The 25,131-nt window shown below is 46.2% G+C and carries 43 protein-coding genes, 4 tRNA genes and 1 pseudogene; 44 read left to right on the forward strand and 4 right to left on the reverse strand.

Annotated elements, in window-relative coordinates:
- The first annotated feature begins 77 nt into the window (after window positions 1-77).
- The 5 genes from ACMP1L_RS12400 to ACMP1L_RS12420 all read left to right on the forward strand — a co-directional run bounded on the left by ACMP1L_RS12400 (window position 78) and on the right by ACMP1L_RS12420 (window position 2,519).
- Window positions 78-611 carry a DUF3877 family protein gene (locus ACMP1L_RS12400; RefSeq protein ID WP_118732324.1) on the forward strand — a complete coding sequence of 178 codons (534 nt, stop codon included), beginning with the start codon at window positions 78-80 and terminating at the stop codon, window positions 609-611.
- Between the two features lie 23 nt (window positions 612-634).
- Complete coding sequence (locus ACMP1L_RS12405) at window positions 635-2,119, forward strand: AAA family ATPase (protein WP_118732323.1); 1,485 nt, start codon at window positions 635-637, stop codon at window positions 2,117-2,119.
- Between the two features lie 115 nt (window positions 2,120-2,234).
- Window positions 2,235-2,308 (forward strand) — tRNA-Pro (locus ACMP1L_RS12410).
- Window positions 2,309-2,335: 27 nt separating this feature from the next.
- Window positions 2,336-2,407, forward strand: a tRNA-Glu gene (locus ACMP1L_RS12415).
- A gap of 39 nt (window positions 2,408-2,446) precedes the next feature.
- A tRNA-Thr gene (locus ACMP1L_RS12420) sits at window positions 2,447-2,519 on the forward strand.
- 134 nt (window positions 2,520-2,653) lie between these two features.
- Here the strand turns inward: ACMP1L_RS12420 and ACMP1L_RS12425 are convergent.
- From ACMP1L_RS12425 to ACMP1L_RS12435, 3 genes are all read right to left on the reverse strand, one after another.
- A complete protein-coding gene (locus ACMP1L_RS12425; RefSeq protein WP_418453186.1) occupies window positions 2,654-4,003 on the reverse strand; it encodes a tyrosine-type recombinase/integrase in 1,350 nt (449 codons plus the stop codon).
- Between the two features lie 172 nt (window positions 4,004-4,175).
- Window positions 4,176-4,781: a hypothetical protein gene (locus ACMP1L_RS12430; protein WP_418453187.1), complete on the reverse strand. Its 606-nt coding sequence runs from the start codon at window positions 4,779-4,781 to the stop codon at window positions 4,176-4,178.
- Window positions 4,782-5,007: 226 nt separating this feature from the next.
- Entirely contained in the window at window positions 5,008-5,454 is a 447-nt protein-coding gene (locus ACMP1L_RS12435; protein WP_418453188.1) for a helix-turn-helix transcriptional regulator, read from the reverse strand.
- A 163-nt stretch (window positions 5,455-5,617) separates the two neighbouring features.
- Between ACMP1L_RS12435 and ACMP1L_RS12440 the strand changes: the two genes are divergently transcribed.
- Complete coding sequence (locus ACMP1L_RS12440; protein ID WP_418453189.1) at window positions 5,618-5,965, forward strand: hypothetical protein; 348 nt, start codon at window positions 5,618-5,620, stop codon at window positions 5,963-5,965.
- Here ACMP1L_RS12440 and ACMP1L_RS12445 read toward each other — a convergent pair.
- A complete protein-coding gene (locus ACMP1L_RS12445; RefSeq protein WP_418453190.1) occupies window positions 5,949-6,380 on the reverse strand; it encodes a hypothetical protein in 432 nt (143 codons plus the stop codon). The two genes, ACMP1L_RS12440 and ACMP1L_RS12445, sit on opposite strands and share 17 nt — an antisense overlap.
- 70 nt (window positions 6,381-6,450) lie before the next feature.
- Here ACMP1L_RS12445 and ACMP1L_RS12450 point away from each other — a divergent pair, with 70 nt between their 5' ends.
- From ACMP1L_RS12450 to ACMP1L_RS12635, 38 genes and pseudogenes are all read left to right on the forward strand, one after another.
- Window positions 6,451-6,624, forward strand: coding sequence for a hypothetical protein (locus ACMP1L_RS12450; RefSeq protein ID WP_418453191.1), 174 nt, complete (start codon window positions 6,451-6,453; stop codon window positions 6,622-6,624).
- Complete coding sequence (locus ACMP1L_RS12455; protein ID WP_418453192.1) at window positions 6,617-6,922, forward strand: hypothetical protein; 306 nt, start codon at window positions 6,617-6,619, stop codon at window positions 6,920-6,922. Before ACMP1L_RS12450 ends, ACMP1L_RS12455 begins: the two co-directional genes overlap by 8 nt.
- On the forward strand, window positions 6,919-7,182 hold the full coding sequence (locus ACMP1L_RS12460) for a hypothetical protein (protein ID WP_418453193.1): 264 nt from the start codon (window positions 6,919-6,921) through the stop codon (window positions 7,180-7,182). The genes ACMP1L_RS12455 and ACMP1L_RS12460 overlap by 4 nt, the downstream gene beginning before the upstream one ends.
- A 43-nt stretch (window positions 7,183-7,225) precedes the next feature.
- Window positions 7,226-7,402 carry a hypothetical protein gene (locus ACMP1L_RS12465; RefSeq protein WP_418453194.1) on the forward strand — a complete coding sequence of 59 codons (177 nt, stop codon included), beginning with the start codon at window positions 7,226-7,228 and terminating at the stop codon, window positions 7,400-7,402.
- 19 nt (window positions 7,403-7,421) lie between these two features.
- Window positions 7,422-7,709: a hypothetical protein gene (locus ACMP1L_RS12470; RefSeq protein ID WP_418453195.1), complete on the forward strand. Its 288-nt coding sequence runs from the start codon at window positions 7,422-7,424 to the stop codon at window positions 7,707-7,709.
- Window positions 7,706-7,858: a hypothetical protein gene (locus tag ACMP1L_RS12475; protein ID WP_418453196.1), complete on the forward strand. Its 153-nt coding sequence runs from the start codon at window positions 7,706-7,708 to the stop codon at window positions 7,856-7,858. The genes ACMP1L_RS12470 and ACMP1L_RS12475 overlap by 4 nt, the downstream gene beginning before the upstream one ends.
- An 81-nt stretch (window positions 7,859-7,939) precedes the next feature.
- Window positions 7,940-8,317: an RNase H family protein gene (locus tag ACMP1L_RS12480; RefSeq protein ID WP_418453197.1), complete on the forward strand. Its 378-nt coding sequence runs from the start codon at window positions 7,940-7,942 to the stop codon at window positions 8,315-8,317.
- The gene (locus ACMP1L_RS12485) at window positions 8,314-8,874 is read left to right on the forward strand and encodes a hypothetical protein (RefSeq protein ID WP_418453198.1); all 561 of its coding nucleotides are present in this window, start codon (window positions 8,314-8,316) and stop codon (window positions 8,872-8,874) included. Before ACMP1L_RS12480 ends, ACMP1L_RS12485 begins: the two co-directional genes overlap by 4 nt.
- Before the next feature lies 1 nt (window position 8,875).
- Window positions 8,876-9,154, forward strand: coding sequence for a hypothetical protein (locus ACMP1L_RS12490; protein ID WP_418453199.1), 279 nt, complete (start codon window positions 8,876-8,878; stop codon window positions 9,152-9,154).
- Between the two features lie 267 nt (window positions 9,155-9,421).
- A complete protein-coding gene (locus ACMP1L_RS12495; RefSeq protein ID WP_418453200.1) occupies window positions 9,422-9,598 on the forward strand; it encodes a hypothetical protein in 177 nt (58 codons plus the stop codon).
- Entirely contained in the window at window positions 9,595-9,843 is a 249-nt protein-coding gene (locus ACMP1L_RS12500) for a zinc ribbon domain-containing protein (protein WP_418453201.1), read from the forward strand. The genes ACMP1L_RS12495 and ACMP1L_RS12500 overlap by 4 nt, the downstream gene beginning before the upstream one ends.
- A 46-nt stretch (window positions 9,844-9,889) precedes the next feature.
- Window positions 9,890-9,988: pseudogene (locus ACMP1L_RS12505) on the forward strand (hypothetical protein); the annotation flags it as partial.
- Window positions 9,989-10,102: 114 nt separating this feature from the next.
- Complete coding sequence (locus ACMP1L_RS12510) at window positions 10,103-10,282, forward strand: hypothetical protein (protein ID WP_418453258.1); 180 nt, start codon at window positions 10,103-10,105, stop codon at window positions 10,280-10,282.
- 213 nt (window positions 10,283-10,495) lie between these two features.
- Complete coding sequence (locus tag ACMP1L_RS12515; RefSeq protein WP_418453202.1) at window positions 10,496-10,879, forward strand: DUF551 domain-containing protein; 384 nt, start codon at window positions 10,496-10,498, stop codon at window positions 10,877-10,879.
- Window positions 10,876-11,019: a hypothetical protein gene (locus ACMP1L_RS12520; protein WP_418453203.1), complete on the forward strand. Its 144-nt coding sequence runs from the start codon at window positions 10,876-10,878 to the stop codon at window positions 11,017-11,019. The genes ACMP1L_RS12515 and ACMP1L_RS12520 overlap by 4 nt, the downstream gene beginning before the upstream one ends.
- Before the next feature lie 19 nt (window positions 11,020-11,038).
- On the forward strand, window positions 11,039-11,269 hold the full coding sequence (locus tag ACMP1L_RS12525) for a hypothetical protein (RefSeq protein ID WP_418453204.1): 231 nt from the start codon (window positions 11,039-11,041) through the stop codon (window positions 11,267-11,269).
- Complete coding sequence (locus ACMP1L_RS12530; protein WP_418453205.1) at window positions 11,235-11,498, forward strand: hypothetical protein; 264 nt, start codon at window positions 11,235-11,237, stop codon at window positions 11,496-11,498. Before ACMP1L_RS12525 ends, ACMP1L_RS12530 begins: the two co-directional genes overlap by 35 nt.
- Complete coding sequence (locus ACMP1L_RS12535) at window positions 11,499-11,621, forward strand: hypothetical protein (RefSeq protein WP_418453206.1); 123 nt, start codon at window positions 11,499-11,501, stop codon at window positions 11,619-11,621.
- A 59-nt stretch (window positions 11,622-11,680) separates the two neighbouring features.
- Window positions 11,681-11,848: a hypothetical protein gene (locus ACMP1L_RS12540; RefSeq protein ID WP_418453207.1), complete on the forward strand. Its 168-nt coding sequence runs from the start codon at window positions 11,681-11,683 to the stop codon at window positions 11,846-11,848.
- A 167-nt stretch (window positions 11,849-12,015) separates the two neighbouring features.
- On the forward strand, window positions 12,016-12,294 hold the full coding sequence (locus ACMP1L_RS12545; protein WP_418453208.1) for a hypothetical protein: 279 nt from the start codon (window positions 12,016-12,018) through the stop codon (window positions 12,292-12,294).
- 239 nt (window positions 12,295-12,533) lie between these two features.
- Window positions 12,534-12,704, forward strand: a complete 171-nt coding sequence (locus ACMP1L_RS12550) for a ribbon-helix-helix domain-containing protein (RefSeq protein ID WP_418453209.1) — start codon at window positions 12,534-12,536, stop codon at window positions 12,702-12,704.
- A 50-nt stretch (window positions 12,705-12,754) separates the two neighbouring features.
- Window positions 12,755-13,105, forward strand: a complete 351-nt coding sequence (locus tag ACMP1L_RS12555) for a hypothetical protein (RefSeq protein WP_418453210.1) — start codon at window positions 12,755-12,757, stop codon at window positions 13,103-13,105.
- Window positions 13,106-13,128: 23 nt separating this feature from the next.
- Window positions 13,129-13,281, forward strand: coding sequence for a hypothetical protein (locus ACMP1L_RS12560; protein ID WP_418453211.1), 153 nt, complete (start codon window positions 13,129-13,131; stop codon window positions 13,279-13,281).
- Window positions 13,278-13,550: a hypothetical protein gene (locus tag ACMP1L_RS12565; protein WP_418453212.1), complete on the forward strand. Its 273-nt coding sequence runs from the start codon at window positions 13,278-13,280 to the stop codon at window positions 13,548-13,550. Before ACMP1L_RS12560 ends, ACMP1L_RS12565 begins: the two co-directional genes overlap by 4 nt.
- Before the next feature lie 12 nt (window positions 13,551-13,562).
- Window positions 13,563-13,638 (forward strand) — tRNA-Ile (locus ACMP1L_RS12570).
- A gap of 158 nt (window positions 13,639-13,796) precedes the next feature.
- Window positions 13,797-14,834 carry a tyrosine-type recombinase/integrase gene (locus ACMP1L_RS12575; protein WP_418453213.1) on the forward strand — a complete coding sequence of 346 codons (1,038 nt, stop codon included), beginning with the start codon at window positions 13,797-13,799 and terminating at the stop codon, window positions 14,832-14,834.
- Between the two features lie 67 nt (window positions 14,835-14,901).
- Entirely contained in the window at window positions 14,902-15,651 is a 750-nt protein-coding gene (locus ACMP1L_RS12580) for a rolling circle replication-associated protein (RefSeq protein WP_418453214.1), read from the forward strand.
- Window positions 15,652-15,653: 2 nt separating this feature from the next.
- Window positions 15,654-15,890 (forward strand): hypothetical protein, encoded by a 237-nt coding sequence (locus ACMP1L_RS12585; protein ID WP_418453215.1) that lies wholly within the window; start codon window positions 15,654-15,656, stop codon window positions 15,888-15,890.
- A gap of 200 nt (window positions 15,891-16,090) precedes the next feature.
- Window positions 16,091-16,618 carry a helix-turn-helix domain-containing protein gene (locus tag ACMP1L_RS12590; RefSeq protein WP_418453216.1) on the forward strand — a complete coding sequence of 176 codons (528 nt, stop codon included), beginning with the start codon at window positions 16,091-16,093 and terminating at the stop codon, window positions 16,616-16,618.
- Window positions 16,593-18,083, forward strand: coding sequence for a phage terminase large subunit (locus tag ACMP1L_RS12595; protein WP_418453217.1), 1,491 nt, complete (start codon window positions 16,593-16,595; stop codon window positions 18,081-18,083). The genes ACMP1L_RS12590 and ACMP1L_RS12595 overlap by 26 nt, the downstream gene beginning before the upstream one ends.
- 8 nt (window positions 18,084-18,091) lie before the next feature.
- A complete protein-coding gene (locus tag ACMP1L_RS12600) occupies window positions 18,092-19,963 on the forward strand; it encodes a portal protein (protein WP_418453218.1) in 1,872 nt (623 codons plus the stop codon).
- Complete coding sequence (locus tag ACMP1L_RS12605) at window positions 19,960-20,280, forward strand: ribosomal-processing cysteine protease Prp (RefSeq protein ID WP_418453219.1); 321 nt, start codon at window positions 19,960-19,962, stop codon at window positions 20,278-20,280. Before ACMP1L_RS12600 ends, ACMP1L_RS12605 begins: the two co-directional genes overlap by 4 nt.
- A 126-nt stretch (window positions 20,281-20,406) precedes the next feature.
- Entirely contained in the window at window positions 20,407-21,297 is an 891-nt protein-coding gene (locus ACMP1L_RS12610) for a hypothetical protein (RefSeq protein WP_418453220.1), read from the forward strand.
- Between the two features lie 9 nt (window positions 21,298-21,306).
- Window positions 21,307-22,347 carry a N4-gp56 family major capsid protein gene (locus ACMP1L_RS12615; protein WP_418453221.1) on the forward strand — a complete coding sequence of 347 codons (1,041 nt, stop codon included), beginning with the start codon at window positions 21,307-21,309 and terminating at the stop codon, window positions 22,345-22,347.
- Window positions 22,348-22,356: 9 nt separating this feature from the next.
- The gene (locus ACMP1L_RS12620; protein WP_418453222.1) at window positions 22,357-22,683 is read left to right on the forward strand and encodes a hypothetical protein; all 327 of its coding nucleotides are present in this window, start codon (window positions 22,357-22,359) and stop codon (window positions 22,681-22,683) included.
- A 15-nt stretch (window positions 22,684-22,698) separates the two neighbouring features.
- On the forward strand, window positions 22,699-24,123 hold the full coding sequence (locus ACMP1L_RS12625; RefSeq protein ID WP_418453223.1) for a hypothetical protein: 1,425 nt from the start codon (window positions 22,699-22,701) through the stop codon (window positions 24,121-24,123).
- A 453-nt stretch (window positions 24,124-24,576) separates the two neighbouring features.
- Window positions 24,577-25,005 (forward strand): hypothetical protein, encoded by a 429-nt coding sequence (locus ACMP1L_RS12630; protein ID WP_418453224.1) that lies wholly within the window; start codon window positions 24,577-24,579, stop codon window positions 25,003-25,005.
- The gene (locus ACMP1L_RS12635; RefSeq protein WP_418453225.1) at window positions 25,005-25,115 is read left to right on the forward strand and encodes a CD1375 family protein; all 111 of its coding nucleotides are present in this window, start codon (window positions 25,005-25,007) and stop codon (window positions 25,113-25,115) included. The genes ACMP1L_RS12630 and ACMP1L_RS12635 overlap by 1 nt, the downstream gene beginning before the upstream one ends.
- Window positions 25,116-25,131: the final 16 nt, after the last annotated feature.

A 25,131-nucleotide genomic window follows, 5' to 3' on the forward strand; every position in this document is an offset into this window, starting at 1 on the left:
CAGGATCCGATAAAATGAGGGATGTGATGGTAGTATGCCAGGCATCCCCATTTTTGGTATTGGCAGGAGAGAATGACATGAAATTTGATAAACTGGAACAGAACATTATTGATATGATCAAGGAGGAGCAGGCCAAGCTTGGTTATCGGAGGGAAAATATCCGCCTGTATTATCCTCTCAGTTCCCTGGTCCATCTGACCGGAGAAAAGCTTGGAGAACAGGAGATGCTGGCCCTGCTGACTGAATTCGGCAAAAAAACAAAGACATGTCTCGGCGGCGTGACGGTTGCGGCAAAGAAGGAACGCTTCTGTTTTCTGATTCCGGAGGAGGGTGTTGCTTATGTAAAGGAACATACCAGACCCAATGAATTTATCCGCGATCTTGTAGAACTGGTGGGAAAGCACGGCTGTACTATGGAGGAAATCAAAGCACTATTTGAAAAACAGCCCTGGCCGGTAACAGTGGAGCCGGTGAAAAACGGAGAATTTGATATTCTAATCCGTTTTGACAAAGAGGCAGAGGATCCTTATTACTATTGTTTTAAAGACGAAGGATGCCACATCATTTATCACCGTTTTTTACCGGAAGATTACGCAGATTTTGAATTTTAGCATGCATAAGCGGGAGGAACCATATGCCAGTATTTGATTTCAGTGACGCGCCGGACAAAAAGAATCCGGCCGAATGTACGTACACCACGTTTCAGTCCAGTGAGCCGGAGGCATCACCGGAAAAGCCAATCCTGATTCTGGATAACAGCAGGAAAAAGTGGCAGCACCATTCCTGTGGAATGTTTACCAATCCGGTCAAACGTACGACCTTTGAATTTCATGAGGAGGACGGCACCGTCAGTGCTGATATTTTGAAAATTGACGCGCGGTTTGTCAGTCTGTTAAAATGGCTTGGCGAAAACCATATCAGTGTGCGTTTATCAGGAGAAAACCGTCCGGAGGGATATGCGGTTTACAAAATCCGGGAAACTGCCTTTGGCGGTGGTACGAAGCTTTCTGCGGAGGACGGATTTTTGCAGTTCATGATCGAGCGCCTGTTTGCAAGCAATGCTCCCGGGGAAGCGGAGAGCGATGAGAGCCTGGAAGAGGCCGGAGATGACATGAAGCTTACCAGCCTTCAGAGTATTACGGACTTTATGAATTGTGCAGGAAGAACCTTGCCGGACAACATCCGTCTCTGGGCCAGAAGAAACCTTGCGGTGGCACGATCCCATGAGGTATCTCCAGAAGAACGCCGTCATGCGCAGCGGGCGCTTTCCATCATGATGAATGTGCAGTGGAAGAGTAATTATTTTGAGTCCATCGACCCGAAGGAGGCACGCCGCATTCTGGATGAAGAGCTTTACGGCATGGAGCGGGTAAAACAGCGTATCATTGAGACGATCATTCAGATCAACCGGACTCACACACTTCCGGCTTATGGACTTTTGCTGGTAGGACCGGCTGGAACCGGTAAATCCCAGATTGCCTATGCGGTAGCCCGGATCCTGAAGCTGCCGTGGACCACGCTGGACATGAGTTCGATCAATGACCCGGAGCAGCTTACCGGAAGCTCCCGCATCTATGCCAATGCAAAGCCCGGCATCATTATGGATGCGTTTTCCATGGCCGGCGAGTCCAATCTGGTGTTTATCATCAATGAGCTGGACAAGGCGGCATCCGGCAAGGGCAACGGCAATCCGGCAGATGTGCTTTTAACCCTGTTGGATAATCTTGGTTTCACGGACAATTACATGGAGTGTATGATCCCGACTGTGGGCGTGTATCCCATTGCGACCGCCAACGATAAAGCTCAGATCAGTGCGCCGCTGATGTCACGTTTTGCAGTGATTGATATTCCGGATTATACGGCAGAAGAAAAGAAAATAATCTTCTCCAGATTTGCGCTGCCAAAGGTTTTAAAGCGCATGGGCTTAAAGGCCGGAGAGTGCGTGGTAGCGCCAGACGGACTGGATGCAGTTGTGGAGTTTTTCGCCGGAACCAGCGGAATCCGCGATCTGGAGCAGGCGGCCGAGCACATTGCAGCAAATGCGTTGTATCAGATAGAAGTCGATCATGTGTCCGCGGTGGTATTTGACCGGGAAATGGTCATGAATCTACTGGGATGATAGTCAGTTACCCGGCATTCTTTATCTGTATGCCGGGTAACTGCAAAATATAAAATAAAAAAATTCAAATTGTTGTTGACAATTAACACAATTTATATTATACTACAGAACGTAGCGAGGCGTGGCTCAGTTTGGTAGAGCGCTGCGTTCGGGACGCAGAGGTCGCAAGTTCGAATCTTGTCGCCTCGACTCACTTCAGCTTATGCCTGAAGAAATGGCCTCATGGTCAAGCGGTTAAGACGACGCCCTCTCACGGCGTAAACTCGGGTTCGATTCCCGATGAGGTCATATGCTTTGGATGTAAGTCCAAAGCATTTTTGTTAGGTCGCTTCTGTAGCGCAGTTGGTAGCGCAACGCATTCGTAATGCGTGGGTCGCCGGTTCGAGTCCGGCCAGGAGCTTATGAAGAAACCCCTTGAGAAATCAAGGGGTTTCGGCGTTTTATGGTTATTATGCTATCGTGGAAAAATGAGCGAAAAATATGGATTTGGGGACTATTTGGGGACTATTGAAAAAGTAGTCCCCAAATTGCATTTTAAGACTGGTTCACGGCGGCATCAGGCTCAGCCAGAAGAACGCTGCTCATGATATCTGCAGCCTCCTCACTGCCCTGGTGAAAGAAGTAGGCATAGATGTTTAATGTGGTACTGGTATTGGAGTGACCAAGGACACCGGACACGGACCTGGGATCCAGTTTTTTATTAATCAGGATGGAAGCGGTGGTATGTCGGAGGTCGTGCAACGTCAGGTTATCTGGAATCATCTCAGATTCATCTTTTGCAATATTGGTGTTGTAAATCCGGATCACGCGCTTGAACTCTGTTCTGGGGCTGTCAATGTGCATCTGGGCGCCATCCTCGCGGATGAACACGAAGTTGTCCCGGAACTGTTTGCCACGAGATCCTTTCCAGTAATCACCGAGCTGCAGGCAGATTTGTTTCTGTTCTTTCAGGAGCTTCCTGGCAGCGGCAATTACGATATCCGGAACGGCGCACTGCCTGGTCGCGTAGGTTTTGGTTTCTTTATGAATGACATGACCGTTCACATTAGCGGTAGATTTGGAGAAGCGGATCGTATTTTTTGAAAAATCAATATCACTCCACAGGAGAGAAACAATTTCTCCACGCCGGGCACCAGTGAACAGAGCAATGTAGAAGAAAAGCTGCCATTTCAGATCAAGGGACCAGAGCTGTTTGTATTCTTTGATTTTTACCATCTTACCATTGCGCTTTACGGTATGCGCCTTCCGGTAAACGGTAACCGGATGGTCCAGAATCCACAAAAAGCGCTTTGCCTGATCGATCGTGAGCTGCTTGGTTTTGTATTCTCGCTTGACTTTGCCGCGGCCACGCTGTTTGCCGGCATAGATTAAAGGATTGATGGAAAGATACCCTTCCTCAACAGCGTAGGAGAGTACGGTGCTGATGGCGGCACGGTATTTGGTAATGGTCGATTCAGATAATGATCCTTTTTTGCCATCGAGCCGGGAATTGTCTTTCCGCAGTTCTTTCAGGAATTCTTTCACAACATGGTTTGTGATCTGAGTCAGCTTGATCTGACCTATGGCTGGGATGATGCGGTCCCTGAGCCGCTGCTCATAGTCGGCCAGTGTGGACTCTGCCAGAGCCTGAGACTCCTTCATGTCGGCCAGAAATATCCGAGAAAACTTTTCGAAGGTTGTTTTATCTCCTGCAGTACTAGCTCCAGCCTTGATCCTATCCTCAAACCGTACAGCGTATTTTTCTGCTTCTTTCCTGGCCCGTTCTTCGGACCATTTCGGATCTGGAACAAAGGTGTCTGTTTCCCGGATCTTCTTGCCGTATGAATCATAACCGCAGGACACTGTGATTTTATAAGTGTCTCCACGTTTCTCTATAGATGCCATAATCATTCCTCCTTAAAATTGGGTACAAAAAATACACCTCTTGCGAAGGTGTACCAGGAATGATATAATTCTATTGCTCGTAGGTATTCTATCATTCTGGGTACACCCAGTAAGAGATTATCTATGTGAAAAGCCGTTCGGTGCGCCAACATCGGGCGGCTTTTGTTTTCAGTTAAAAATTACACAATTCAAAACTTTCTGCATTAATTCGATCTAAAACACGTGAAGAAAGTCCATCTGAAATGTTCTCAGAAATAATTTTATTATTTTCACATATTAGAATAATCAAATAAAAAAATTTCATTAAAGAAAATCCAAATTCTGTAAATGTATTAAGGGATACATAATCACCTTGACTGATCTGTTCACGAGAAATTTCATCATACAATGGCTGTCCCCAAAATATTTCATCAAATTCATGGTCTGCAATAAAATAAAAAAGGCGTGCGAATAAATAATCATCTGATGACAATTTTAACAATTTGCTATTAGGGGATAACCTATCTTGCATAAAATCAGCATTTAAGTTGTCTTTAAACAAAGCGATAACTTTAATAAGAAAACGATAATCTTTCGCAGTAATGTTTTGTGCGGGGTTAAGACATGCACAATTTTTAACAACTTTATCGATCAAATTGCGCGAATCTTCCGCAATGATAGATTTTACATATTCAGTGAGACGATTTTTCTGATTGAGTTTGTGTAGAGCACAAACAAAGTAGATCATCACTATAAGTAAAACACCACCAAACGAAATGGATTGTTGCGAGATGGGCATTTTTCACTCCTTCCAGTAATTACCATAAAACTATGTTTGACTAATACGATATAATAACACAGCACCCCGCTTTAGCGGCCATGCGAAAGGAGTACATCTACTATGGATCCAGCAGAATCTACGCATTGTATTATAGATCTGCCAGAACGCTATACATAAATCTTAATTTTCAAGGACATACTCAAATCTATTTACTCTTAAACTGATTGACGGCGGGGTGCGTATATTATCCGACGTCTTTTTTAATGGTTCTTACTGGTGGATATTTTGCCTCCAGCTCTTCCGGTGTTTCCGGAACGCCGAAGAATAAGTCATTTTCTCGTATGCTGTCAGCAGCGTGAACAACAAAGTCCAGGACAGTCTTCCGATCTTTCTCATTCATATTTATAAAAACATCAATCAGAGAACATTCTGCCTGAGACAGGCCGTAGCGCTCCTTTAGAGCATCGAGTTCTGTTGCAGGGTTAGGGGTAAACATTTCCCCTTCGCCGGTTCGCAGCCAGGGTTCGCTGACATTAAATTCTCTACAGATAAGAAGAACGGCAGCGTCACTAGGATTGCTTTTCCCTGTTTCATAAGTAGCAACCGTATTTCTTTTAACTCCGAGACGATCTGCAAATGCCTGTTGTGTTAAATTCAAAGTTCTTCGGAGTTCTTTTAGTCGCTCATTCATGGCACACACCTCCTTTCTGATGTGTTTATTATATACTGCCAAATGTGGCATGTCAACAAAAATGTTTTATAGCCACAAAATGCATATTGACAAATGCCTTAATGCCACATATAATAGTTTTAGAACCACAAACTAATTAGGCTCATGAAGGGAGGAGAAAACGTTGGATAAAGCTGAATGGTACAAAGCGGTTCAGCGATTCATTGAAGCAAAAGGGATAGCAGAAAGCAATCGGAATCTCGAATCTGAATTTGATGCCAGAACGACACATGTTCCAGAAATAGATGGCTGGATGACAGTTGTAAACATGAACGGAGGAGAACACATGTTTACAAACCGAGAATTCACCATACCAGAATGGAAACTGATGTATCCGGAAAGCTTTAGAGGGAGAGAGATACGAGAAGAGCTGCGAAAGAAACGTCGCAGAAAAATGTGCAGGAACCGTTTGATTAGTATGATCATTCTGTCCCTGGTGATTGCCATATGGTATGTCAGAATAGCGTCTTAGAAAGCAGATGATAAAGCCCAATGATTTTGTCGTAGTCAATAACAAGCTGGACAAGAGCGCTAGCAACACTAACTATGATGGCACAGGTAATAGACTTTTTGGCAATTTGAAGTTGCTCATGATCATATTCGTATTGTTCAAGAGCGACAGAACCGGTTTCGGTGATGATAAATCTCCAACACATGTCAAATCCCCATTTTTCCATGAAGGGCTGTTCTGTTTTTTCTTGCTGGTGAAAATTTTCTTCATTAGAAGCCGATGTAGTTCGAAGAAAATTTTGAAAATGCAGGTACTTGAGAGCAGATTCTACGCGAACTTCTTGTGAGTGGAATTTTTTCAATATTTCTTCACCAGAACTGCAGGGATGATTTGATATGTACCGTAATAATTCACAATGGAAACTGGAAAGAACCATAAGACACCTCCAACTGTATTTTGAAATATTATACAGCCGGAAGGTAAGAGAATCAAGGAAGGAGAACCGTATGGAGAACAGAAGTACAGCAAAAGACATCCGGATGAAGGATGCCGAGAAACTGATGGCATATCTGAGCAGCCTGCCAGAGGAGCAGCGCGGCGATGTGGTAATGGCATCTTACTACTTTGCGCAGGGTGTAGCGGCAGCAGGGATGAAGAAAGGAGAGCAGAAAGTTGGGTAAAGAGGAAATCTATAATCAGATAGCAGAGATTCTGGGTGAGCTTAGAGCGGTGGATGCCGTTGGGTTAGCGAAAAGCATGATTGTGGAAGAAATCCGAAGAGCTCTTGCTGGAGAGGAAGAAGCATCAGTTAGAGTGGCGGTATTCATCCGCTTGATTAACTCAGCAGAGAAAGAGATTAATCTGGATGAACTTGATCCAGAAGAACGAAAACTGCTTTCCGAAAATTTCATTAAAAGCTTAGAGGGTGTGAAATGGTACCTTTTTGGTGCGGAGGACAAGAGAGGAGAAACGAAATGAATAAAGGCAGTATTGAGATGATGCTGGTTGAAAGAGATCGGGCAGAATTCATGATCCGCAGAATGCACGAAGATATTCCTCGTTGTGCTTTTCTGAGCAAGTGCAGCGAGTACCGTGGTCGGATTCATGTTCTGGGATTTCTGGGACTGCTGGAAAGCTGGGAGGAAGATGAACTGAGCAGAGCCATCACAGCCCGCGAACATGAGTTGGCCCTGGAAGAGAGGAGGAAGAAGCTTGGTACCGAGAATGAGAACGATTGAACAATGCGCAGCGTATTTCAAGGAACAGGACCCAGCGACAACGTTGACGAAATACAGAATCCGGGAACTGGTTCTAAACAAAACTGTGCCGCATGTGATGTGCGGAAAGAAGTATCTTGTAAACCTGGACAAACTGATCGAATATCTTTCCGGACCGGAACAAGAACCGGAAAAGAAGCCAGAGCCGAAGCGGGTGAAAATCCGCAGACTGGTGGTCTGATGAAAGGAGAGTGGAGAATATGCAAAATGTGCGGCTTGAAGTGGAACGTGTCTATATTGTGCACGTCAAGGGAGTACATATGCCCGAAATGTCGCTACAAATTAGAAGCAGCCGTCGGCCGTGGCAGAAAAAGCCGGTGAGCAACCTGGTGTTGTCTCTGATCGTGGCACTGGGGTTTTATTTAGGAATTTCCGTGGTGACATTTAGGGAGCGTGGGTATCTGACCCTGCTTGGAATGGAAACACTGCTGTCGCTGACGGTGTGGCTGTTTGTCTATTACATTTTGGAGGAGCTGAGAAGGAAATGAATAAGAAGAGAAGACAGTATCGGGCGTGTGAATATTGTGGCGCGGCGCTGGATCCGGGCGAACGGTGCGAATGCAGAAAGATCAGAACCTATGAGGAACAGCATGGTCTGCGCTTACTTCATGATACAAAAAAATGCCGGTGCTCATAGCGGTGAGCACCGGCAACCGAAGAAGTGTCTTCTCAAAAATAAGACGCCTTGATTATATCATGATGGCGTAAGAGGTGCAAGATGAAAAGCAGCGTAAAGATAGAAATTTATGGAAACCGGGAACGGTACTGGGGTTATGTTCGATTTACGGACAGCGAAGGAACGGAGCATGTGCGTACCGCAGCCGGGAAGCGGGAAGATAGCTTGAAGAGCAACACACTGCAGGCGCTGATTGAATGCCTGAAGCTGCTGATCCGGCCGTGCATGGTCGATGTTTATACCAAAATGGATGAGATCATCGAACCGTTCAAGCAGGGATGGATTTACAACTGGGAAAAGAATGACTGGACGAATGCGAAAGGACGGCGCGTGCAGTGCGCAGATCAGTGGCAGGAGGCAAAGCTGCTTCTGTCAGAGCATTCTGTGAGATTTATGAAGATGGAGGATGATAAGCAATGAGAACAAATATGAAGCGGTCAAATGGGATGGCCGACCAGAAATCACACAAATTGCGCATGGACGGAATGGCCATGGCACTGAGAATCGTTGAGGAGTATGGCGTGGAAGGCCTGCGGGAAGAGGTGAAAACCCGTAATGCAGTGTTTATTCCGCTGGAGGTAACCAGAAAGTCCGTGGAAGATCTGAATGATTTACTTGGAAACCGGATCCTGAACACCTACAGAACAGAAATGATGTTCACGCTGAACCAAAAATTTGGTTTCGGCCCCAAGCGGCTACTGAAATTCTATGAAGAATTTGGCAATACAGTTGATATGGTGCAATGCCTGGATCCGTTCGGAAAACCATATGAAAAAATGTCGGAGCACGCGGAGATTGTAAACCAGAAAATCGGTAAGGATATTCTGGATGTGGATGAGATCAAAAAGATCGAGGAAGAGAATGCGGAGGGTAAGAAACGTCTGATTGAATATGAGTATTTACTGGACTTCCTGCATCGGAAAGGATTTGACGATGCTGCAGCGTGCCTGAAAGAAGCTGCGGAGTGGGAGGGCTGAGATGGCGAAGAGCATTTTGCAGAAGGATAAAGAGTGCTTTTTGTGCACCAGGATGCAGGACTTGGAACAACACCATATATTCGGAGGGCCGAACCGGAAATGGTCAGAGAAATATGGTCTGAAAGTCTGGCTGTGCCAGCGATGCCACCGAGATCCGAGACAGGGGGTTCATTTTAACCGGGATGTCATGAAAATCATGCACCGGACAGGGCAGCAGGCATTCGAGAAGGAACATAGTCGGGATGAATTTATGAACATCTTCGGAAAGAACTATTTATAGGCGGTAATGCGTCCCCACGGGGCATTACATAGATGTATTTGTTTTGCGGTAATGTGTCACGACATGCCGGTACTGCCCCCGCTGACTTTACGGCGGGGGAGAAAGAAGGGAAAATGAAAGAATATTTGTGTAATTACTGCGGAAAAGTCATATCTGGCGAACATGCCATGATCAAAACGCAGAGAGGAACGGAATTGCACATCTGCAAAGAATGCATAGAAAAAGAGTTCCAGAAAAAAGAAGTTATGGAAAAGGGAAGATGATTTTATGGGAATCATAAATCAGATTGCAGAATACACCAGACTCTGCCGGGAACTTTCTGAACTGCCACGAAATGCAGAAAGCGAAGAGGCATATGCGCCTATAGAGCAGAGCAGACAGGAACTTCTGGCTCAGATTAAGAAAATGAGGGTAGAGTTAAAAATGGATGAGGAGAAACCATGAAATTAAAAGATGCGCATCATATAGTAAAAAAGATGGTTGCTCAGGCGAACAAGAAAGAGCGAACGGCACTCAAAATCGCATGTGTATGTATGGAGAAAAGCATGCCAAAAGAGCCGGTACGGAGAGAGCTTCCAGAAAAATTAAGCAAGTTGACACCAATCATGCATTGCAGATCATGTGGTGCATGGATATGGCCGGAAGAGCATCGATATTGTCCTGTTTGTGGACAACGGATGAAGTGGTAAGAGAAACAAAGTAATCGATAAAAATGAAATAACAGAGGAAGCACAGATGAATAAGACTGAAAAAATGGTACTGATCTTGCATGAAAAAGGTATATCTGTATCTGACATTGCGGCTAGACTCGGTAAGAGAGAGTCAACGGTATACACATATCTGAGCAAGAATGGAAAATCTCATCGTAGGCAGAAAAGTCAGCTTGGGATTAGTACCCAGAGAATTAAACAGGTCCGTAATAGGGCACAGGTAGGGAATCGGATACGCGTGAAAAGCGTGAAGGCTCTGATGTTTGGTGATGGAAACATAAAGCAGGGAAGTGTTCCGGTTATGGCAAAGGTGCTTTCAAAAGCAAACCGGTATTTTTGCCTGGTTGAGTTGCCGGGCGGCACTCGGGAGTGCATCCTGTGGATTGATATGGTCGGTGAGAATCTGGACAGATACTAAGGAGGACAGGAATGAATTGCAAAGACTGCAGTTATAAAGAATTTCATGACGGGAACGGAAGGCCGGGGCGTTATTATTGCCTTCACAACGAAGCTAGGTACGCAAGAAACAAATGCGAACCTACTCCTATGATTTGCAGAACGGAGAGACATGATGACAAATTAACTATTAAGACCGCGCCGAGATGGTGCCCGTTAAATAGAAAAGGGGAAAATGATGAATAGATTAACTCAGAAGCGAGTGAATGGAATCAAAACCGGTTACTGGTCCGCCGGCAAGAAAGATGAACTGGTAGCGCGGCTGGCAGAGTATGAGGATACTGGCCTGGAGCCGGCAGAGGTGCTGCAGCTGAAAAAGAATACAGTGCAGTGGATTCCAGTAGCTGAGCGAATGCCGGAGCGAAACAAAAGCGTGTTGCTGTGCATGAAGAGCAGGTCATCAAGAACCGGTATGTGCATACAGACAGGAAGCTATGATAACGGTTTCTGGTTTATTCAGGGCGCAGCAGGATATGAGAGCCTGGCAACATTCGAGTTTCACGTGCTTGCCTGGATGCCATTGCCGGAACCGTACCGGGGAGGTGAATATGAACGATGAAAGAGATGATGCTGAACAAGCTCAGTGGTGCGCTGATTGGTCTCGGCGGTATTGGACAAAACGACTTCGGCGCCGCCAGCATTGGCGTAACGTGCAGTTGTGCATCAAACTGGCATGGTGTGAACTTGTGGCAATATTGAAAGGGAAAGGTTGAGAAAGATGTTTGTAAAGCAGATTACAATGGAAGAGGCCTTAAGACTGGCAGCCAATGGAAATGAGGTTATGACCCTTGTGCCAGGTGAAGAGGAATGTGATTGGCGGGAAATGATGCCAGACACCCTGCAGAATATGCTTTCCCGGGTCATGTTCTTCCGGGGAGAGCCAGCATTAATTAAAACTGAATTTGGAGGATGCCATGAAAAAGGGATTGAGCTGCGAACTGACAAATGACAGCGCAGGAAACATGATGCTAACAGTAAGAAAAGAACGTGGAAAACTCACACTGGATGATATCAGAGCCGCTGCCACAGAATACGAACAGGATTATTATGCATTAATCCTCAAATGTATGGATGGGGATATGAGTCAATACTGGACGGATGACCTTCAGGGCGATGCGGCAGAATTGTATCCGGCCGCAGATTTTTTGGAAGTCTCTGGAAGGGCGAAGGTGATCTAAATGGAGTTTACACTAATCGAGAAAGGCAAGCTTGAAAAGATTGACCGGTTGCTGGAACGTTACGGGCGGATCCAGCGCCGGAGAGCCTGGCATAAGCGCAGCCGGACAGGGAAGTGGAAGTAAATTCTATGACTAACTTATGACTTTTATGACTAAGCTCAATTAAGATTGGAGAAAAGAATATGGCTGGAAAGAGCATTTATTTTACACGAAAAGAGCTGGAGGGACTTAGAGATTTTATTAAGTACCTTGAGACAGATGGAAAGCCAGATGATGAAGAACTATACGCTTACTGGTTGGGAAGAATCGGGACGGCGGAAGGAAAGATTATAGACGCGTGCGAAAATTAAGATATCAAAGTGTATGTATCGATCAGCATATAAAACCATTGGTAGATTATAGCGATATGAAAGATTATAGTGCGACGTGTCGTCATTGGTAGGACATTAAAGAAGAAAATTTGTTGCCAAAAGAGAAATATGAATTGATAAAAGATTATATCGAAGAGGAGAAATAAATGCGAAAGTGGAAGAAAATTATTGCAGTTGTAGGAATTATCGCAGCGTTTGGAACTACGGGTTGCACAGCCAGTTGGGAGCGAAGCGTAAAGTCGTTCAGTAGTAATTATGGTGGTGGCTTAAACCGTACTGTCACTGTATATGATTATAATGGCACAGAAATCAAAAGTTGGTCTGGAAAATTTGATGTTTCCGATAGCGAGAATGAAGTATATTTTGACGTAGACGGTAAGAGGGTAATTGTTCATGGCGGTATCGTCATAGACGAGGAAAATTAGAATTTGGAGGTGCTGAGGTGATAGAAATCAAATGTACAAAGCGAGATCAGGACAAAATTATAAGAGCGTTGGAAGTCATGGAATTACCGTGTCTTTTTCCAAAAACCGCAAAAAATTGCGCCCTTACTCCTGGAGAGAGTTGCAGAAAATGCTTAACAACAAAAATAAAATGGGATATTCAGTAAACTGAAATAACCAGAAAAATAAAGAAAGCTACACACCGAAAAGGAGGTATCGGTATGGCAGGAGGAAGACCGAAAAAGGGAGCCGCTGAGAAATACGTGAAACAGAACATCACTATGGAGCCGGAACAGCTGAAAAGGTTAATGCTCTACTGCCAGAAAGAAGACCGGTCAATGTCCTGGGTGATCCGGAAGGCTCTGGAGATGTATCTGAAAAAAGTAGCATAACGGTAAGTATCAATACTTACTGAAACTGAAATTTGGAGGTCATAGATAAAATGGGAATCAATTTGAGAACTAAGCCGGTATCAGAAATGGATATATGCGAACTGCCATATAATGATTGCTATGTGAAAGACCGGCAGGCAATGTACAGAGACTACGATACAGATATGTCAGCCAGAGACCTGATCAGAGTGGCTTATAAGGACAGAAACGAGGATATGCCGCCGGAATTCTACACGGATGATGAGACATTCGATGAGATTATTTATGATAATCTGCAGTTTGGCATTGATACATTTGATGGTCTCATGGCTGTGTTTTATCGGCAGCTTTGGTCCAAGGCGGAAATGCGAGAGGTACTGCTGGATATATCAAAAATCTATGATATTACGGCGTTTATTTAAGATCTAAGGATAAGGAGATTATCATGAAAATGCTGCTGACTAATAACAGTAGAAAAATGGCCGGTTTGCCGTTACATAGAAAAAAGGACAAGAGAAAGCGCTTTTTCACACGTTGCAATGCTGATGAGGTTATTGATGCGTTTTTGGATTATTGTAATTTGGAGGATGCAAAATGATGATGTTAGAAGCCATTGGCAAGGCAGCCATGCTGGAACAGTTGGCAGAAGAAGCTGCGGAGCTTGCACAAGCTGCATTGAAGGAAGCGAGAATCTTACGGGGCAATAACCCTACACCAGTGACGCTGGAAGAGGCTGAGGAACATCTGGTTGAGGAATATACGGATATTTGCCATTGTGCGATGGAGCCGGATGTGCCGGTAGATTGGGCACAGATCGAGGAAAAACGGGAGCGGTGGAAGGACCGCATGTTTAGTTCCCGGCATTAATGCCGGGAGCATGGGCACTTAGCTCAGCTGGTTAGAGCGGCGGCCTTATAAGCCGCGTCTGCCGAGGGTTCAAGTCCCTCAGTGCCTATTTAGATAAAAAGGGGGAGATGCCAATGAATTTCAAAAGGATTAACTCAGGACACAAGAAAAGCGGTACACCAACCGGTCAAAGTCATGTGTACCGCATCTATGCTTAAGGATATTATACCACAGATTAAATCCTTGGGCAATAACGGGAGGTAATCTATGAATAATCAAAACATGAAAGCAGCGATAATCGACAATGTGATCGTATTAATGTCAAATCATATGTCTCCGGATCTTCTACAGCTTCTGGAGAAAGCCCTGATTGATGAGTTGGCAGACGTGAAGCTGGAAAAGCTGAACACCCTGCCGATGGATATGAAAGACAGTATGGACAGCCAGAACCAATATATTATTAAACTCTTCTTATATAAAAAGAAAAATCTTAAAGAAGCCACAAAGTGCGGTTATCTGATGGCGGTGAAGCGGCTGATCACACTGATTTATAAACCACTGACGCAGATTGATGAAATGGACATTTATCGGTATTTAGACTGGTATGAGAAAAAGAATCTGCAGGAAACAGGTAGAAAGAACCAGGCAACTACGATTAACAATGAGCGTCGCTTCTTATCGGCATTCTATTCCTGGATGCGAAAAGAGAAGATGATTTCGGACAATCCGGTGGATGCGGTGGAGCCTTTAAAGGTTGCCAGAAAGCCGATTGATTATTACAGCGAAGAAGAAATGGCTATGCTACGGGATGGGTGTGCTTCCCTTCGTGATCGGGCCATCATTGAAGTATTCCGCTCTAGCGGTGCCAGAGTGGGGGAAATCGTGGCAATTACTGTGGATATGGTAGACTGGGCAACCGGAGACATAATGATCTGCGGTGAAAAGGGGGATCGGTATCGTCCGATCTATCTTGATGGAGAAGCGCGGTATCATCTCAAAAAGTATCTGGATTCCCGTACAGATGCGGATCCGCATTTGTTTGTCGGGAAGAAGGCACCGCATAGACCTTTAACGACAAGCGCAATCAGGCGGGAAATGAAAGTTATAGCAGAGCGTACAGGCGTTACATGTCGGGTTTATCCGCATAAGATGCGCAAGACCCTTGGCATGGATTTAAAAAACCATGGTGTTGATATCGGAACGATTCAAGAGATAATGGGACATGCCGGTCCGCAGGTAACTGCATTATATTATGCCCAGTCGACTCCGGAGACTCTCCGGACGGCACGGAAACGGGCATCTTAAATGAGCGGGGGAAGGACCCGCCTGAAACTTGATTTAGCAATTAACTTTAGACGGGCAGGACAGAAAAATGTACATGAAGCGGACTACAATATATGGGAATCGAATTGAGGTTCGGAAGTATCATACCTTCCGGTGCCCTGGAAAAGGGGAACGGGCGCGGGGAGAACGGAAGCAGCCGACAAAAGAACAGATGGCAGCAGCTAATGAGCGACGCGCGGTAAAAAAACTGAAAATGTTAATGATTGAGAACTTCGGCGCAGGAGACTGGCACTTGGTACTGACCTACGCAAAAGACAAAAGGCCGGATGCAACAGGCTGCCGGAAGCTGTTAAGGAAATTTTTTGAAAGATGTCGGAAGCTTTACAGAGCAGCAGGAGTGCCGCTGAAATATATCATGGTGACTGAGTGGGAGGCGAAGGCTATACACCACCACATTGTGATCAGTGATATTCCGGGAATCCATCGTGTGCTGCAGGAGATTTGGAAGGAGGGCGGGATCCATCTGACCCCGCTCTACCAGAATAAAGAATTTGATGATCTGGCAGAATATCTGACCAAGGAGACGAGAAAAACATTCCAGAGATCGGACAGTCCGATGAAGCAGCGCTGGACATGCAGCAGGAATCTGAAACGTCCAGAGGTACATACAGAACAGGTCAATGCAGGATCCTGGAAGGAAGAACCATCAGTGCCGAAAAGCCTGGAACAGGAGGGATACGTGCTTGATAAGACATCCATTGTTGCAGATGTGGATGCCATGGGATACCCATTCCAGGAATACACTATGATCCGCTACGAAAAAGAGAGGAGGCGGTGATCGTGCCAAGACAGCATCAATGTCTGTGCCCGTTCTATGAATGCCATTCCAGAAAGGGGAGGGCGCAGGCAACCATAACTTGCGAAAACGTCATGAAGAATGATGGATTCGGCGTAAAGAATCAGCTTCTCTTCGCGTCATACCTGGACGAAAAAGCATATCATGAGATGTTCTGCATGGATACCTACCAGGACTGCCTGTATTACAAATTTATAAAAGCTGTAAAGTACAATGAGTGACCGGACATCCGGGCACATTTTGGCGTGCGCACATATGCGGGCGCGCGCGTAGATAGTAGAGAGACCATCAGGGCCTCTTTATTTGACGTGGAAAAACTGGACAAAATCGTACATTCCCTCGGCGGTCGTCGGGGGCTTTTTGCTGTGCAAACAAAAATTTACCCTAACTGCTATACTCACCAGAAAAGGCAGGTGAGAAGGTGGCAAGACAAAGATGGGAGGAGTGGGCGAACGATGAGAACCGGCTTGCGGTACTCCAGGCATGGGCCAGGGCTGGCCTGAGTGATGAACGGATAGCGAAGCATATCGGGATCAGCAGATCCACGCTGAATGAGTGGAAGAAAAAACACCAGTCAATCAGGGATGCGCTGAAGACAGGAAAAGAAATAGCAAACCGCCAGGTCGAAAATGCGTTGTTCCGGCTGACGCAGGGCGGTACTGTAAAGGTGAGAAAACTGTTTAAACTCAAAAAAACACAGTATGACAACAATGGGAAAAAGATGTCAGAGGAAGAATATTTGGAAACCGGCGAGGAAGATGTATATATCGAGCCAGATTTCAAGGCAATTTCATTCTGGCTGCGTAATAAGATGCCGGAAGAGTGGCGAGATAAGATTTTGGATAATCCAAACGATGAAGGGCCGCAGGAGAATCTTATCATTCTGACACCACGCCAGGTGAACCAGATGAAGGAGGAAATCAATGCCGGTCAGAACGAAAAAAACTAATCAGGGAGCGGATTTGCCGGATCCAAGAAAAGTTTTGTGGTGTCCGCAGCCAAAACAGCAGGAAATGATGAGCCGACCGGAATATGAGGCATTGTACGGCGGGGCAGCAGGAGGTGGAAAAAGTGATTATCTTGTTGCAGAAGCCCTGCGGCAGGTAAACAACCGGTTCTACCGCGGCATTGTCTTCCGGCGGGAATATCCGCAGTTGGTGGACTTGATTGACCGGTCCAGGGAACTTTATAAAGCGGCGTATCCGCGGGCAAGATACAACGAGTCAGGGCATGTCTGGAAGTTTCCAAGCGGCGCAAAGATATATTTCGCAGCCATGCAGTACGAACAGGACAGGCTGAAATATCAGGGTCGACACTTTGATTTTATTGGATTTGACGAGCTGACTCATTTCACGGAAAAACAATATACATACCTGTTTTCCAGAGCGAGACCTTCCGGTCCGGGGACAGAGGTGTATGTACGGGCCACTGCAAACCCTGGAGGCATTGGCCATGGATGGGTAAAAAGCAGGTTTGTATCAATCACAACACCTGGAACCAGAGTTGTGACAGATGTTGTGATCCATGACCCGAAGGGAAAAGAAATTAAACTGTCAAAAGACAGAATCTTTATCCCAAGTAGCGTGTTCGATAATCCTGCGCTGCTGGAAAATGACCCGGGATACCTAGCGAGCCTAGCAATCATGCCGGAAGCAGAACGCAATGCCCTGCTGTATGGAGATTGGGATTCCTTTGAGGGGCAGGTGTTCACGGAATGGAAAAATGATCCAGAGAACTATGAGACACGCCAGTGGACGCATGTGATTGAGCCGTTTAAGATTCCGTCCGGTTGGGAAATCGTGCGGGGATACGACTTCGGTTATGCAAAGCCGTTTTCGGTCGGATGGTATGCGATTGACTATACTGGAACGATTTATCGCATCCGGGAGTATTACGGTTGCGTGGAGGGATCACCAAACGTTGGAACGCAAATGGAGCCTACGGAACAGGCGCAGATGATCCGTCAGATTGAAGAGACGGACGTGAATTTAAAGGGCCGGAAAATCACCGGCATTGCGGATCCGTCTATCTTTGACCGGTCCCGCGGAAAATCGGTAGCCGATATGATGGCGGAAAAAGGAGTGTACTGGTCTGGTGGTGATAACCACCGCATTGCGGGAAAAATGCAGTATCATTACCGCCTGGCATTTGATGAGAATGGAATTCCAAAGTTTTACGTGTTCAATACATGCAAGAACTTCATCCGGACGATTCCGAATCTGGTCTATGATGAGAAAAATGTGGAGGATATCGACACCACGCAGGAAGACCATATTTACGATGAATGCCGGTATGTATTCATGCAGCATCCGATTCCGATGCGGCGCAGCGTGAAGAAAGAAATTCCGTTGGAGGATCCGCTGGATCTTTTTGCGGAAGAGCGAAAGAAAGCACATAGAATAATCAGAATTTAGGAGGAAGCATGGAAGATGGACGCAAAGTAGGTCCGGAGCAGGTCCGGAAGGCCTATGAAACATATAAAAAATATCGAAGCGGCCTTGAAGCGTTTCAGCAGCGAGTCATCAATGCGGAAGAATGGTGGAAAAATAACCACTGGGAGCGCTTCCAGGGAGGAGACAAAGATACGGATTTGAAGCCGGTTAGTGCCTGGTTATTTAACTCGCTGATTAACAAGCATGCAGATTTTATTGACAACTACCCTTGCCCGGCTATTCTGCCGCGGGAGGCATCGGACGAAGAAACAGCAAAGCTGTTATCAGAGGTTGTGCCGGTTATCCTAGAAAACAATGGTTTTGCAAAGACCTATAATGCAAACTGCTGGGATAAACCAAAGATTGGGACAGCGGTGTATGCTGTGATGTGGAATCCATCCAAAGAGAACGGCCTGGGAGATATTGAAGTTAGCAGTGTCGATGTGTTGAACATCACCTGGCAGCCTGGAATTGAGGATATCCAGAAGTCCAGAAATATCTTTGTGACAGAGGTGGTAGATGCAGATCTGCTGAAGGAACAGTATCCGGATGTTGCCGATCAGATCACAGCTGGGAATCTGGCAGACCGTCCTAAATACCTCTACGAGGAGAATATGGACACCACCGATAAAGTCATGGTGTTTGACTGGTATTATAAACATGTATTTCAGACGGAAACCGGAGGCAGCAGGACTATCCTGCATTACTGTAAATTCGTGAATGACATTGTACTGTATGCTTCAGAGGATGATCCGGAATATGCAATGGATGGATGGTACAATCACGGCAAGTACCCATTTGTTTTTGACGTGCAGTTCCCGGAAAAAGGATCTCCTGCTGGTTTCGGATATTTGGATGTCATGGTAAATCCGCAGGAGTACATTGACCGCCTGGATCAGGTCATCATGAAAAATGCGCTGATGAATAAGCCGCGTTATTTCGTGACTGGATCAGCAAACATCAACGAAGATGAGTTCACGAATCTGTCGAATGACATTGTGCACACATCGGGGAATGATGTATCGGATCAATCCATCCGGCAGATTGAGCCACCTGTGATCGGGGATATCGTATTCAACCAGAGGGATGCAAAGGTCAATGAGCTGAAGGAAACGAGTGGAAACAGGGATTTTTCCCAAGGCTCTACAAGCAGCGGCGTGACAGCAGCATCGGCTATCGCGGCATTACAGGAGGCTGGGAGCAAACTGAGCCGCGATATGATTAAAGGGACCTATACGGCATACCAGGAGATTGTGGAACTTACGGTGGAACTGATACGGCAATTCTACGACCTTCCAAGGTGCTACCGGATCACGAAGGAAAATGGCGCTGCGGAATATGTACAGCTGACTAATCAAGGATTGAAAGATCAGGCTATGCCGGGAATTGGTGATGATTTATCTATTCGTCGCCCGGTGTTTGATATCAAGATATCTGCGCAGAAAGCAAGCCCGTATTCTAGGATAGCTCAAAACGAGCTGGCAAAAGAGCTTTATGGACTTGGAGTATTCAACCCTCAGATGGCCGATCAGGCTCTGTGCGTGCTCAGGATGATGGATTTTGACCGCAGAGATGAAGTGATCCAGATGATCGAGCGGAACGGTACCATGTACCAGCAAATGCAGCAGATGCAGGGGACCATGATGCAGATGGCGGCATTGATCGCGAAAACGACAGGGGACACCTCGATCATGCAGACGCTACAGGAGCAGGGGGTACCGGGGCCGGACATGACGGCCATCAATACGGATGCAGGGCAGCAGATAAAAACAGATTCTCTTGGCAGAGCTATGAATACAGATAACAGCACGCAGGGGAAGGCACGTCAGCGGGTGAGCAGTGCAACGGAGGTGCAGTCATGACAAATATTGTGATTAATATCGGACCGGATACCATGAAATTATCTATGGAGGGGCATGCATGCTATCAGATGGATGGGAATGATGTCGTTTGCTCTGCGGCGTCGGCTATGGGGCAGGCATTGGTAGATGCAATGTTTCATACGCCAGATATTCGCGCTGTGGCAAAACTGGAAAGGGGTAATTTATTTTTGAAAGCTCATTACAGAGAAGAGCAGAAGGGGTTAATAAAAAATCGAATGGCTGTAGCTATGAGTGGCTTCCGGATGCTTCAGGAGGCATACCCGGAGAATGTATCTTATACATGTCAAGAAGGATAACGTTGCTGTGCAAACAAAAATTCTTGACATGTGATAATGTCGTATCAGACACTCGGGAAAGACCGTGACAGACACTCGGGAGAGACCGTGAATATAGACACCCGGGAGAGACCGGAGGGAGGTAACATGTACAAACTTGATTTACATATGTTCGACGGAGGCGCGGCAGCAGGAGGCGCACCTGCAGCAGGAAGTACAGCACAGGCAGGAGGAACCGCAACGCAGGCGGGGGGAACAGCAGTGCAGACAGAAGGAACGCAGTCTGGAGAACAGGAAGGCGAACAGTCCAATCAGCTTACGCCGGAAGAACAGCGTAAGGCTGATTATAAGAAATTCAAGGAACAGTACAAGGATCTGTACGGAGAGGATGTCAAAAAACAGGTAGACAGAAGATTTGCACCAATGAACCGCATGCAGCAGCAGCTGGATTCTCAGGGAAGGATTATGCAGGTGATTGCTGCCAAATATGGCACGGATGCATCGGATGTAGACGGCATGATCAATGCAATCAATGCAGACAGCGCCTACTACGAAGAAAAGGCTCTGGAAGCCGGCATGCCGGTGGAAAAGTATAAAGAATTTATGAATCTGCAGGCACAGAACAAAGCTATGGAAGAGGCACAGAGGCGGGCGGAAAACCTCCGGCAGGAGGAGCAGACCTGGGCGCGCTGGGATGCGGAAACAGAGCAGTGCAAGAACCTTTATCCTGATTTTGATATTCGATTCGAAATTGAGAACAATGAAAACTTCGCAAAGATGCTGGGAGCCGGATGTGATGTAATCACTGCATACCGGGTCACGCATTTTGACGATATTACACAGGGCTTAATCACCAGATCAGAGCAGGAGACAAAGAAACGGGTGGCTGATACTGTAAGAGCCGGAGCATCAAGACCGGTGGAAGGAGCAGCTGGCAGCAGCCCGGCCGCAAAGAGCCAGATGGATATAATGGGAATGTCCAGGGCAGAGTTCGCGGATCTGAAGAAAAAAGTTCTGTCCGGAGAGGTAAGCCTTTAAGGAGGACAAATGTATTTAGAAAGCATGACTTATGCGGCGGATATTCCGTTCGTACTGGATCTGCACATGTTTGATGCAAATCCGAACACTAACGTAACCACTCAGAGTACGCTGTCCGCGGAGATGAAGACGTTCTACGATAAAAACCTGATTGAGAACGCATCCCCACTCCTGGTACATGACAGATGGGCGCAGAAGCGTGACATTCCGCGAAACGGCGGTAAGAAAATCGAGTTTAGAAAGTATGTACAGCTCGGCAAGTCTCTCACTCCGCTGACTGAAGGTGTTACTCCGGACGGCCAGAGCCTTTCTGTAACCAAGATCGAGGCAGAAGTGAAGCAGTACGGCAACTATGTAACCGTATCCGATGTGCTGCAGATGACGACTATTGATAACACCATCGTGGAAACCACTGACCTGATCGGCGGCCAGGCAGGAACCTCGCTGGACACCATTTCCAGAGAGGTCTTAAACGCCGGAACCAATGTGCAGTATGCAGAAGGCCAGGTATCTTCCAGAGCAGCACTGAAAACAGAACACAAACTGACCGTAAGAGCCGTAAAGATGGCTGTCCGTACTCTGAAAAAGCAGCTCGCGTCCAAGATTGACGGTTCATACTGGGCCATCATTCATCCAGACGTTGCGTTCGACCTGACCGAAGACCCAAACTGGATTGATGTGCACAAGTATGCAAAACCGGAAGAAATTTTTGAAGGCGAAATCGGTAAGCTCGCAGGTGTGCGCTTTATAGAGACTACGGAGGCAAAGATCTTTGCAAAAGCTGGGGCAGCAAAGAGCAGCAGCGATGCGACTAAGATTGATGTATACTCTACCCTGTTCTTCGGCGCAAATGCGTATGCGACGACCAAGATCGAGGGCGCAGGACTTCAGACCATTGTGAAGCAGCTTGGATCTGCCGGGACTGCGGATCCTCTGAATCAGAGAGCAACCATTGGTTGGAAGGCCACGAAGGTTACTGAGATTCTGTCGAATGAGTACATGGTACGCGTAGAGACCGGATCAACCTACAGCGATGGAGCAGCGAACTAAGGAGGGCATATGGCTGGGAAAAAAACAGAAAATCAGAGCGTAAATCTGGACGTTGCAGAAGAGAATGAAACTGCGGTTGAAATTACTGTAGAGAGTAATGCGGAAGATGCACCGGCGGTACCGAAAGAGAAAATGGTAAAGCGGCGGCTGTTCAAGGATAATGACAAATACCAGGCGGATGTGTTTGTCTGCGTAAACGGAAAAGCATATACCATCAAACGTGGAGTCGATGTTGAGATTCCAGAAGAGGTGGCCGAGGTGCTGGACAATGCAGACGATCAGCTGATGGTGGCTGCTCAGAAAATGGACGAGCTGACTTATCGGGATCCGAAATAAAAGGAGGGCGCACTTGTGATAACAGTAAGGAACCGAACACTGATCGTTCCAGAAGGGGAACGGGTGATCGGTACAGATTACGATAACAATTCTGAGGTGCGTCAATTCCGGGTAGAAAAAGCGCCAGGTGGGATAGACATATCTCACCTGGCTTTTCGTTTGGATCTGATGTACCAGGGAGAGATATACGATACCTGTAAGTTGGAAAAGGAAGAACGCGAAGACAGTATGATACTTGCATGGACGGTGGCAGCAACAAACGTAGCACATCCAGGCACAGTATGGATATCGTTGAGGGCGATTGATGATGCCGGTACGGTGAAGTGGGGAAGCAATGCAGCAGCCCTGTATGTACAGTCTTCTGTGAACACCCCGTCACATGCAAGCGGCATGACAGAGCTTGAAGAGCACGAGAAAAAAATGGAAGATCTGCTCTTGAAGAGCAAAGAAGCGGTGTCGCGGGCGAATAATGCAACAAGTAAAGCTGAGACGGCAATTCAGACAACGACTGAGGCGGTAAAAACAGCACAGACTGCAGCAACAAGTGCAGGATCATCAGCGGATTTGGCGGAAGCATGGGCGCACGGAAAGAAAGGATATACCGCACAAACGAATGACAATGCTATGTATTGGAGCGAACAGTCAAAAAAACGCGCGGAAAGTGCGAAGGAGCAGGCTGATCTTGCAAAAATCTATGCTGACAGCATTGCACCACTCATGGATCGTGGGGAATATTCATCCGGAACGACTTACCAGGAAAATGACCTGGTAAAGTACCAGAACGCAATATGGAGATGTAAGATTGACGGGACTGCATCAGTTCCGCAGGAAGGGGAAAACTGGACGCTGTTTTTCAGAGGGGTTCAGAGTATCAATGAACTGGTGGCTGCTGATGCACAGGGATTACTAGGACAAGCAGGAGCGCAGCAGGTGAATGCACAGGCTTTGATTGATGCGGTGGCAGAAAAGATAGCGACAAAGCTACTGTTGAAGAGCGATGTTGTCAGCCAGTTGGTCAACGATGCAACAAAAGCAGCCAGTTCCGCTGCTGTATATGCGTTACAGCAGAAGCTTGGAACCGGAGATCTTCCGAACGGAATGAGTGATGTTGTGGCGGGGTTAGCGGCGTTAAATAGTGATTTTTTTAATAGGATTGATGCCACAAAAATATCTTTATTAACACAGCCGAGTGGAACAACAATACGGCAAAAAATTGAAAACTGCCAAAAAGGTACATTGTACTCATGGGCACATAATCCTAGCGAATTATATAATCCCACTGGAAAAAGCGGTACATGGAGCTTCTTAATTATAAAAGTCGACAAAGAAATGTATACTATTTGCCTTGCTTGTGAAGGTGGCAGTAAACTCTACATATATTCATATAACGCAAATGCTTGGTATGGAATGGATGGCACTGTTGTACGGCAATTTAACTAACTTACTATAAGTGTAATGACCGGCCTGACCTAACTACAGTGGAATAAAGGTAAAATTATATCGTGTCAGAGAGATATTGTTACCTCGGATGCTACAATTGCCCTGAACAGAAACGCTAAGAGTTGTCCCTTTGGTAAATTTGTTCATTACAAATATATTTATTGTATTATCTGTTTGAACAGTTCCGTCCCACTGCTCTCTTCCTTGAACGTATGCATTCTTTACCATATAGTAAAAGCTTGCATTAGCATCCGAAGATTTACATAAAACCTTCCAATTCCCAATCATGATACAGTCAAATGGAATTGTGACCTCGCTATCCCATAATGTAGTTGTTGAATCAGAAGATAATGTCTGGGTATCAGCAGTAAGATATCGTTCCTGAAGCGTAGGTGTTTTTGCATTCAAATCACTATTCTAGGACCAAACTTTTAAAAGAAAGGAGAAAATCATATGGAAAAAATCAAGTTTAATGATTCGTTATTTGAATTAGTAGCGAATGGCTACCAGCTGCAGCAGGACGGCGGTCGCATTGTCTTTCAGCCAGGCGAAGCAACCTTTGAAGAAGCTGAGGCTGCTGTATCTGCCGCAACCTCGATCATGCTCCTGGACGATGTCGGAGAACCGTTGGCATCTCGGAGAGATCTGGTATATGCCGGCCGCATGACCAGACAGTCTGATTATGTGATTGGTACAGAAAAAGAAGAGACCGGAACTGATGAGGGTGGCAACCCGATCTACACCTACAAGGATGTGACTGGCCCAGTGATGATTGCAGAGTTTCGGCTTCCGGATCTCAGAGAGGCTTATAAATCTCTGGAAGAAGAGATGACCAACGCTCAGATGGCCATTGTAGAACTCTATGAAGGAGGCGAGGCATAATGGCAAGAGTGTATGCAGATTTGGTGCGCAAGGGTAGAATTGCTCTCGATGCTGTACCAAAAAAGATTAGAGCAGATGTTGAAAACGTTTTAAACGGTGCCACCCGATAGTTGGAAGAAAGGACTA

Source organism: Ventrimonas sp. (assembly GCF_048380235.1).
GTDB lineage: Bacteria > Bacillota > Clostridia > Lachnospirales > Lachnospiraceae > Brotaphodocola.

Coding starts and splice junctions, on each gene's coding strand:
- ACMP1L_RS12400 (WP_118732324.1), top strand. CDS start 78: ATGAAATTTGATAAACTGGAACAGAACATTATTGATATGATCAAGGAG.
- ACMP1L_RS12405 (WP_118732323.1), top strand. CDS start 635: ATGCCAGTATTTGATTTCAGTGACGCGCCGGACAAAAAGAATCCGGCC.
- ACMP1L_RS12425 (WP_418453186.1), bottom strand. CDS start 4,003: ATGGCATCTATAGAGAAACGTGGAGACACTTATAAAATCACAGTGTCC.
- ACMP1L_RS12430 (WP_418453187.1), bottom strand. CDS start 4,781: ATGCCCATCTCGCAACAATCCATTTCGTTTGGTGGTGTTTTACTTATA.
- ACMP1L_RS12435 (WP_418453188.1), bottom strand. CDS start 5,454: ATGAATGAGCGACTAAAAGAACTCCGAAGAACTTTGAATTTAACACAA.
- ACMP1L_RS12445 (WP_418453190.1), bottom strand. CDS start 6,380: ATGGTTCTTTCCAGTTTCCATTGTGAATTATTACGGTACATATCAAAT.
- ACMP1L_RS12450 (WP_418453191.1), top strand. CDS start 6,451: ATGGAGAACAGAAGTACAGCAAAAGACATCCGGATGAAGGATGCCGAG.
- ACMP1L_RS12460 (WP_418453193.1), top strand. CDS start 6,919: ATGAATAAAGGCAGTATTGAGATGATGCTGGTTGAAAGAGATCGGGCA.
- ACMP1L_RS12470 (WP_418453195.1), top strand. CDS start 7,422: ATGCAAAATGTGCGGCTTGAAGTGGAACGTGTCTATATTGTGCACGTC.
- ACMP1L_RS12475 (WP_418453196.1), top strand. CDS start 7,706: ATGAATAAGAAGAGAAGACAGTATCGGGCGTGTGAATATTGTGGCGCG.
- ACMP1L_RS12480 (WP_418453197.1), top strand. CDS start 7,940: ATGAAAAGCAGCGTAAAGATAGAAATTTATGGAAACCGGGAACGGTAC.
- ACMP1L_RS12485 (WP_418453198.1), top strand. CDS start 8,314: ATGAGAACAAATATGAAGCGGTCAAATGGGATGGCCGACCAGAAATCA.
- ACMP1L_RS12490 (WP_418453199.1), top strand. CDS start 8,876: ATGGCGAAGAGCATTTTGCAGAAGGATAAAGAGTGCTTTTTGTGCACC.
- ACMP1L_RS12495 (WP_418453200.1), top strand. CDS start 9,422: ATGGGAATCATAAATCAGATTGCAGAATACACCAGACTCTGCCGGGAA.
- ACMP1L_RS12500 (WP_418453201.1), top strand. CDS start 9,595: ATGAAATTAAAAGATGCGCATCATATAGTAAAAAAGATGGTTGCTCAG.
- ACMP1L_RS12515 (WP_418453202.1), top strand. CDS start 10,496: ATGATGAATAGATTAACTCAGAAGCGAGTGAATGGAATCAAAACCGGT.
- ACMP1L_RS12520 (WP_418453203.1), top strand. CDS start 10,876: ATGAAAGAGATGATGCTGAACAAGCTCAGTGGTGCGCTGATTGGTCTC.
- ACMP1L_RS12525 (WP_418453204.1), top strand. CDS start 11,039: ATGTTTGTAAAGCAGATTACAATGGAAGAGGCCTTAAGACTGGCAGCC.
- ACMP1L_RS12530 (WP_418453205.1), top strand. CDS start 11,235: ATGAAAAAGGGATTGAGCTGCGAACTGACAAATGACAGCGCAGGAAAC.
- ACMP1L_RS12535 (WP_418453206.1), top strand. CDS start 11,499: ATGGAGTTTACACTAATCGAGAAAGGCAAGCTTGAAAAGATTGACCGG.
- ACMP1L_RS12540 (WP_418453207.1), top strand. CDS start 11,681: ATGGCTGGAAAGAGCATTTATTTTACACGAAAAGAGCTGGAGGGACTT.
- ACMP1L_RS12545 (WP_418453208.1), top strand. CDS start 12,016: ATGCGAAAGTGGAAGAAAATTATTGCAGTTGTAGGAATTATCGCAGCG.
- ACMP1L_RS12550 (WP_418453209.1), top strand. CDS start 12,534: ATGGCAGGAGGAAGACCGAAAAAGGGAGCCGCTGAGAAATACGTGAAA.
- ACMP1L_RS12555 (WP_418453210.1), top strand. CDS start 12,755: ATGGGAATCAATTTGAGAACTAAGCCGGTATCAGAAATGGATATATGC.
- ACMP1L_RS12560 (WP_418453211.1), top strand. CDS start 13,129: ATGAAAATGCTGCTGACTAATAACAGTAGAAAAATGGCCGGTTTGCCG.
- ACMP1L_RS12565 (WP_418453212.1), top strand. CDS start 13,278: ATGATGATGTTAGAAGCCATTGGCAAGGCAGCCATGCTGGAACAGTTG.
- ACMP1L_RS12575 (WP_418453213.1), top strand. CDS start 13,797: ATGAATAATCAAAACATGAAAGCAGCGATAATCGACAATGTGATCGTA.
- ACMP1L_RS12580 (WP_418453214.1), top strand. CDS start 14,902: ATGTACATGAAGCGGACTACAATATATGGGAATCGAATTGAGGTTCGG.
- ACMP1L_RS12595 (WP_418453217.1), top strand. CDS start 16,593: ATGCCGGTCAGAACGAAAAAAACTAATCAGGGAGCGGATTTGCCGGAT.
- ACMP1L_RS12600 (WP_418453218.1), top strand. CDS start 18,092: ATGGAAGATGGACGCAAAGTAGGTCCGGAGCAGGTCCGGAAGGCCTAT.
- ACMP1L_RS12605 (WP_418453219.1), top strand. CDS start 19,960: ATGACAAATATTGTGATTAATATCGGACCGGATACCATGAAATTATCT.
- ACMP1L_RS12610 (WP_418453220.1), top strand. CDS start 20,407: ATGTACAAACTTGATTTACATATGTTCGACGGAGGCGCGGCAGCAGGA.
- ACMP1L_RS12615 (WP_418453221.1), top strand. CDS start 21,307: ATGTATTTAGAAAGCATGACTTATGCGGCGGATATTCCGTTCGTACTG.
- ACMP1L_RS12620 (WP_418453222.1), top strand. CDS start 22,357: ATGGCTGGGAAAAAAACAGAAAATCAGAGCGTAAATCTGGACGTTGCA.
- ACMP1L_RS12630 (WP_418453224.1), top strand. CDS start 24,577: ATGGAAAAAATCAAGTTTAATGATTCGTTATTTGAATTAGTAGCGAAT.
- ACMP1L_RS12635 (WP_418453225.1), top strand. CDS start 25,005: ATGGCAAGAGTGTATGCAGATTTGGTGCGCAAGGGTAGAATTGCTCTC.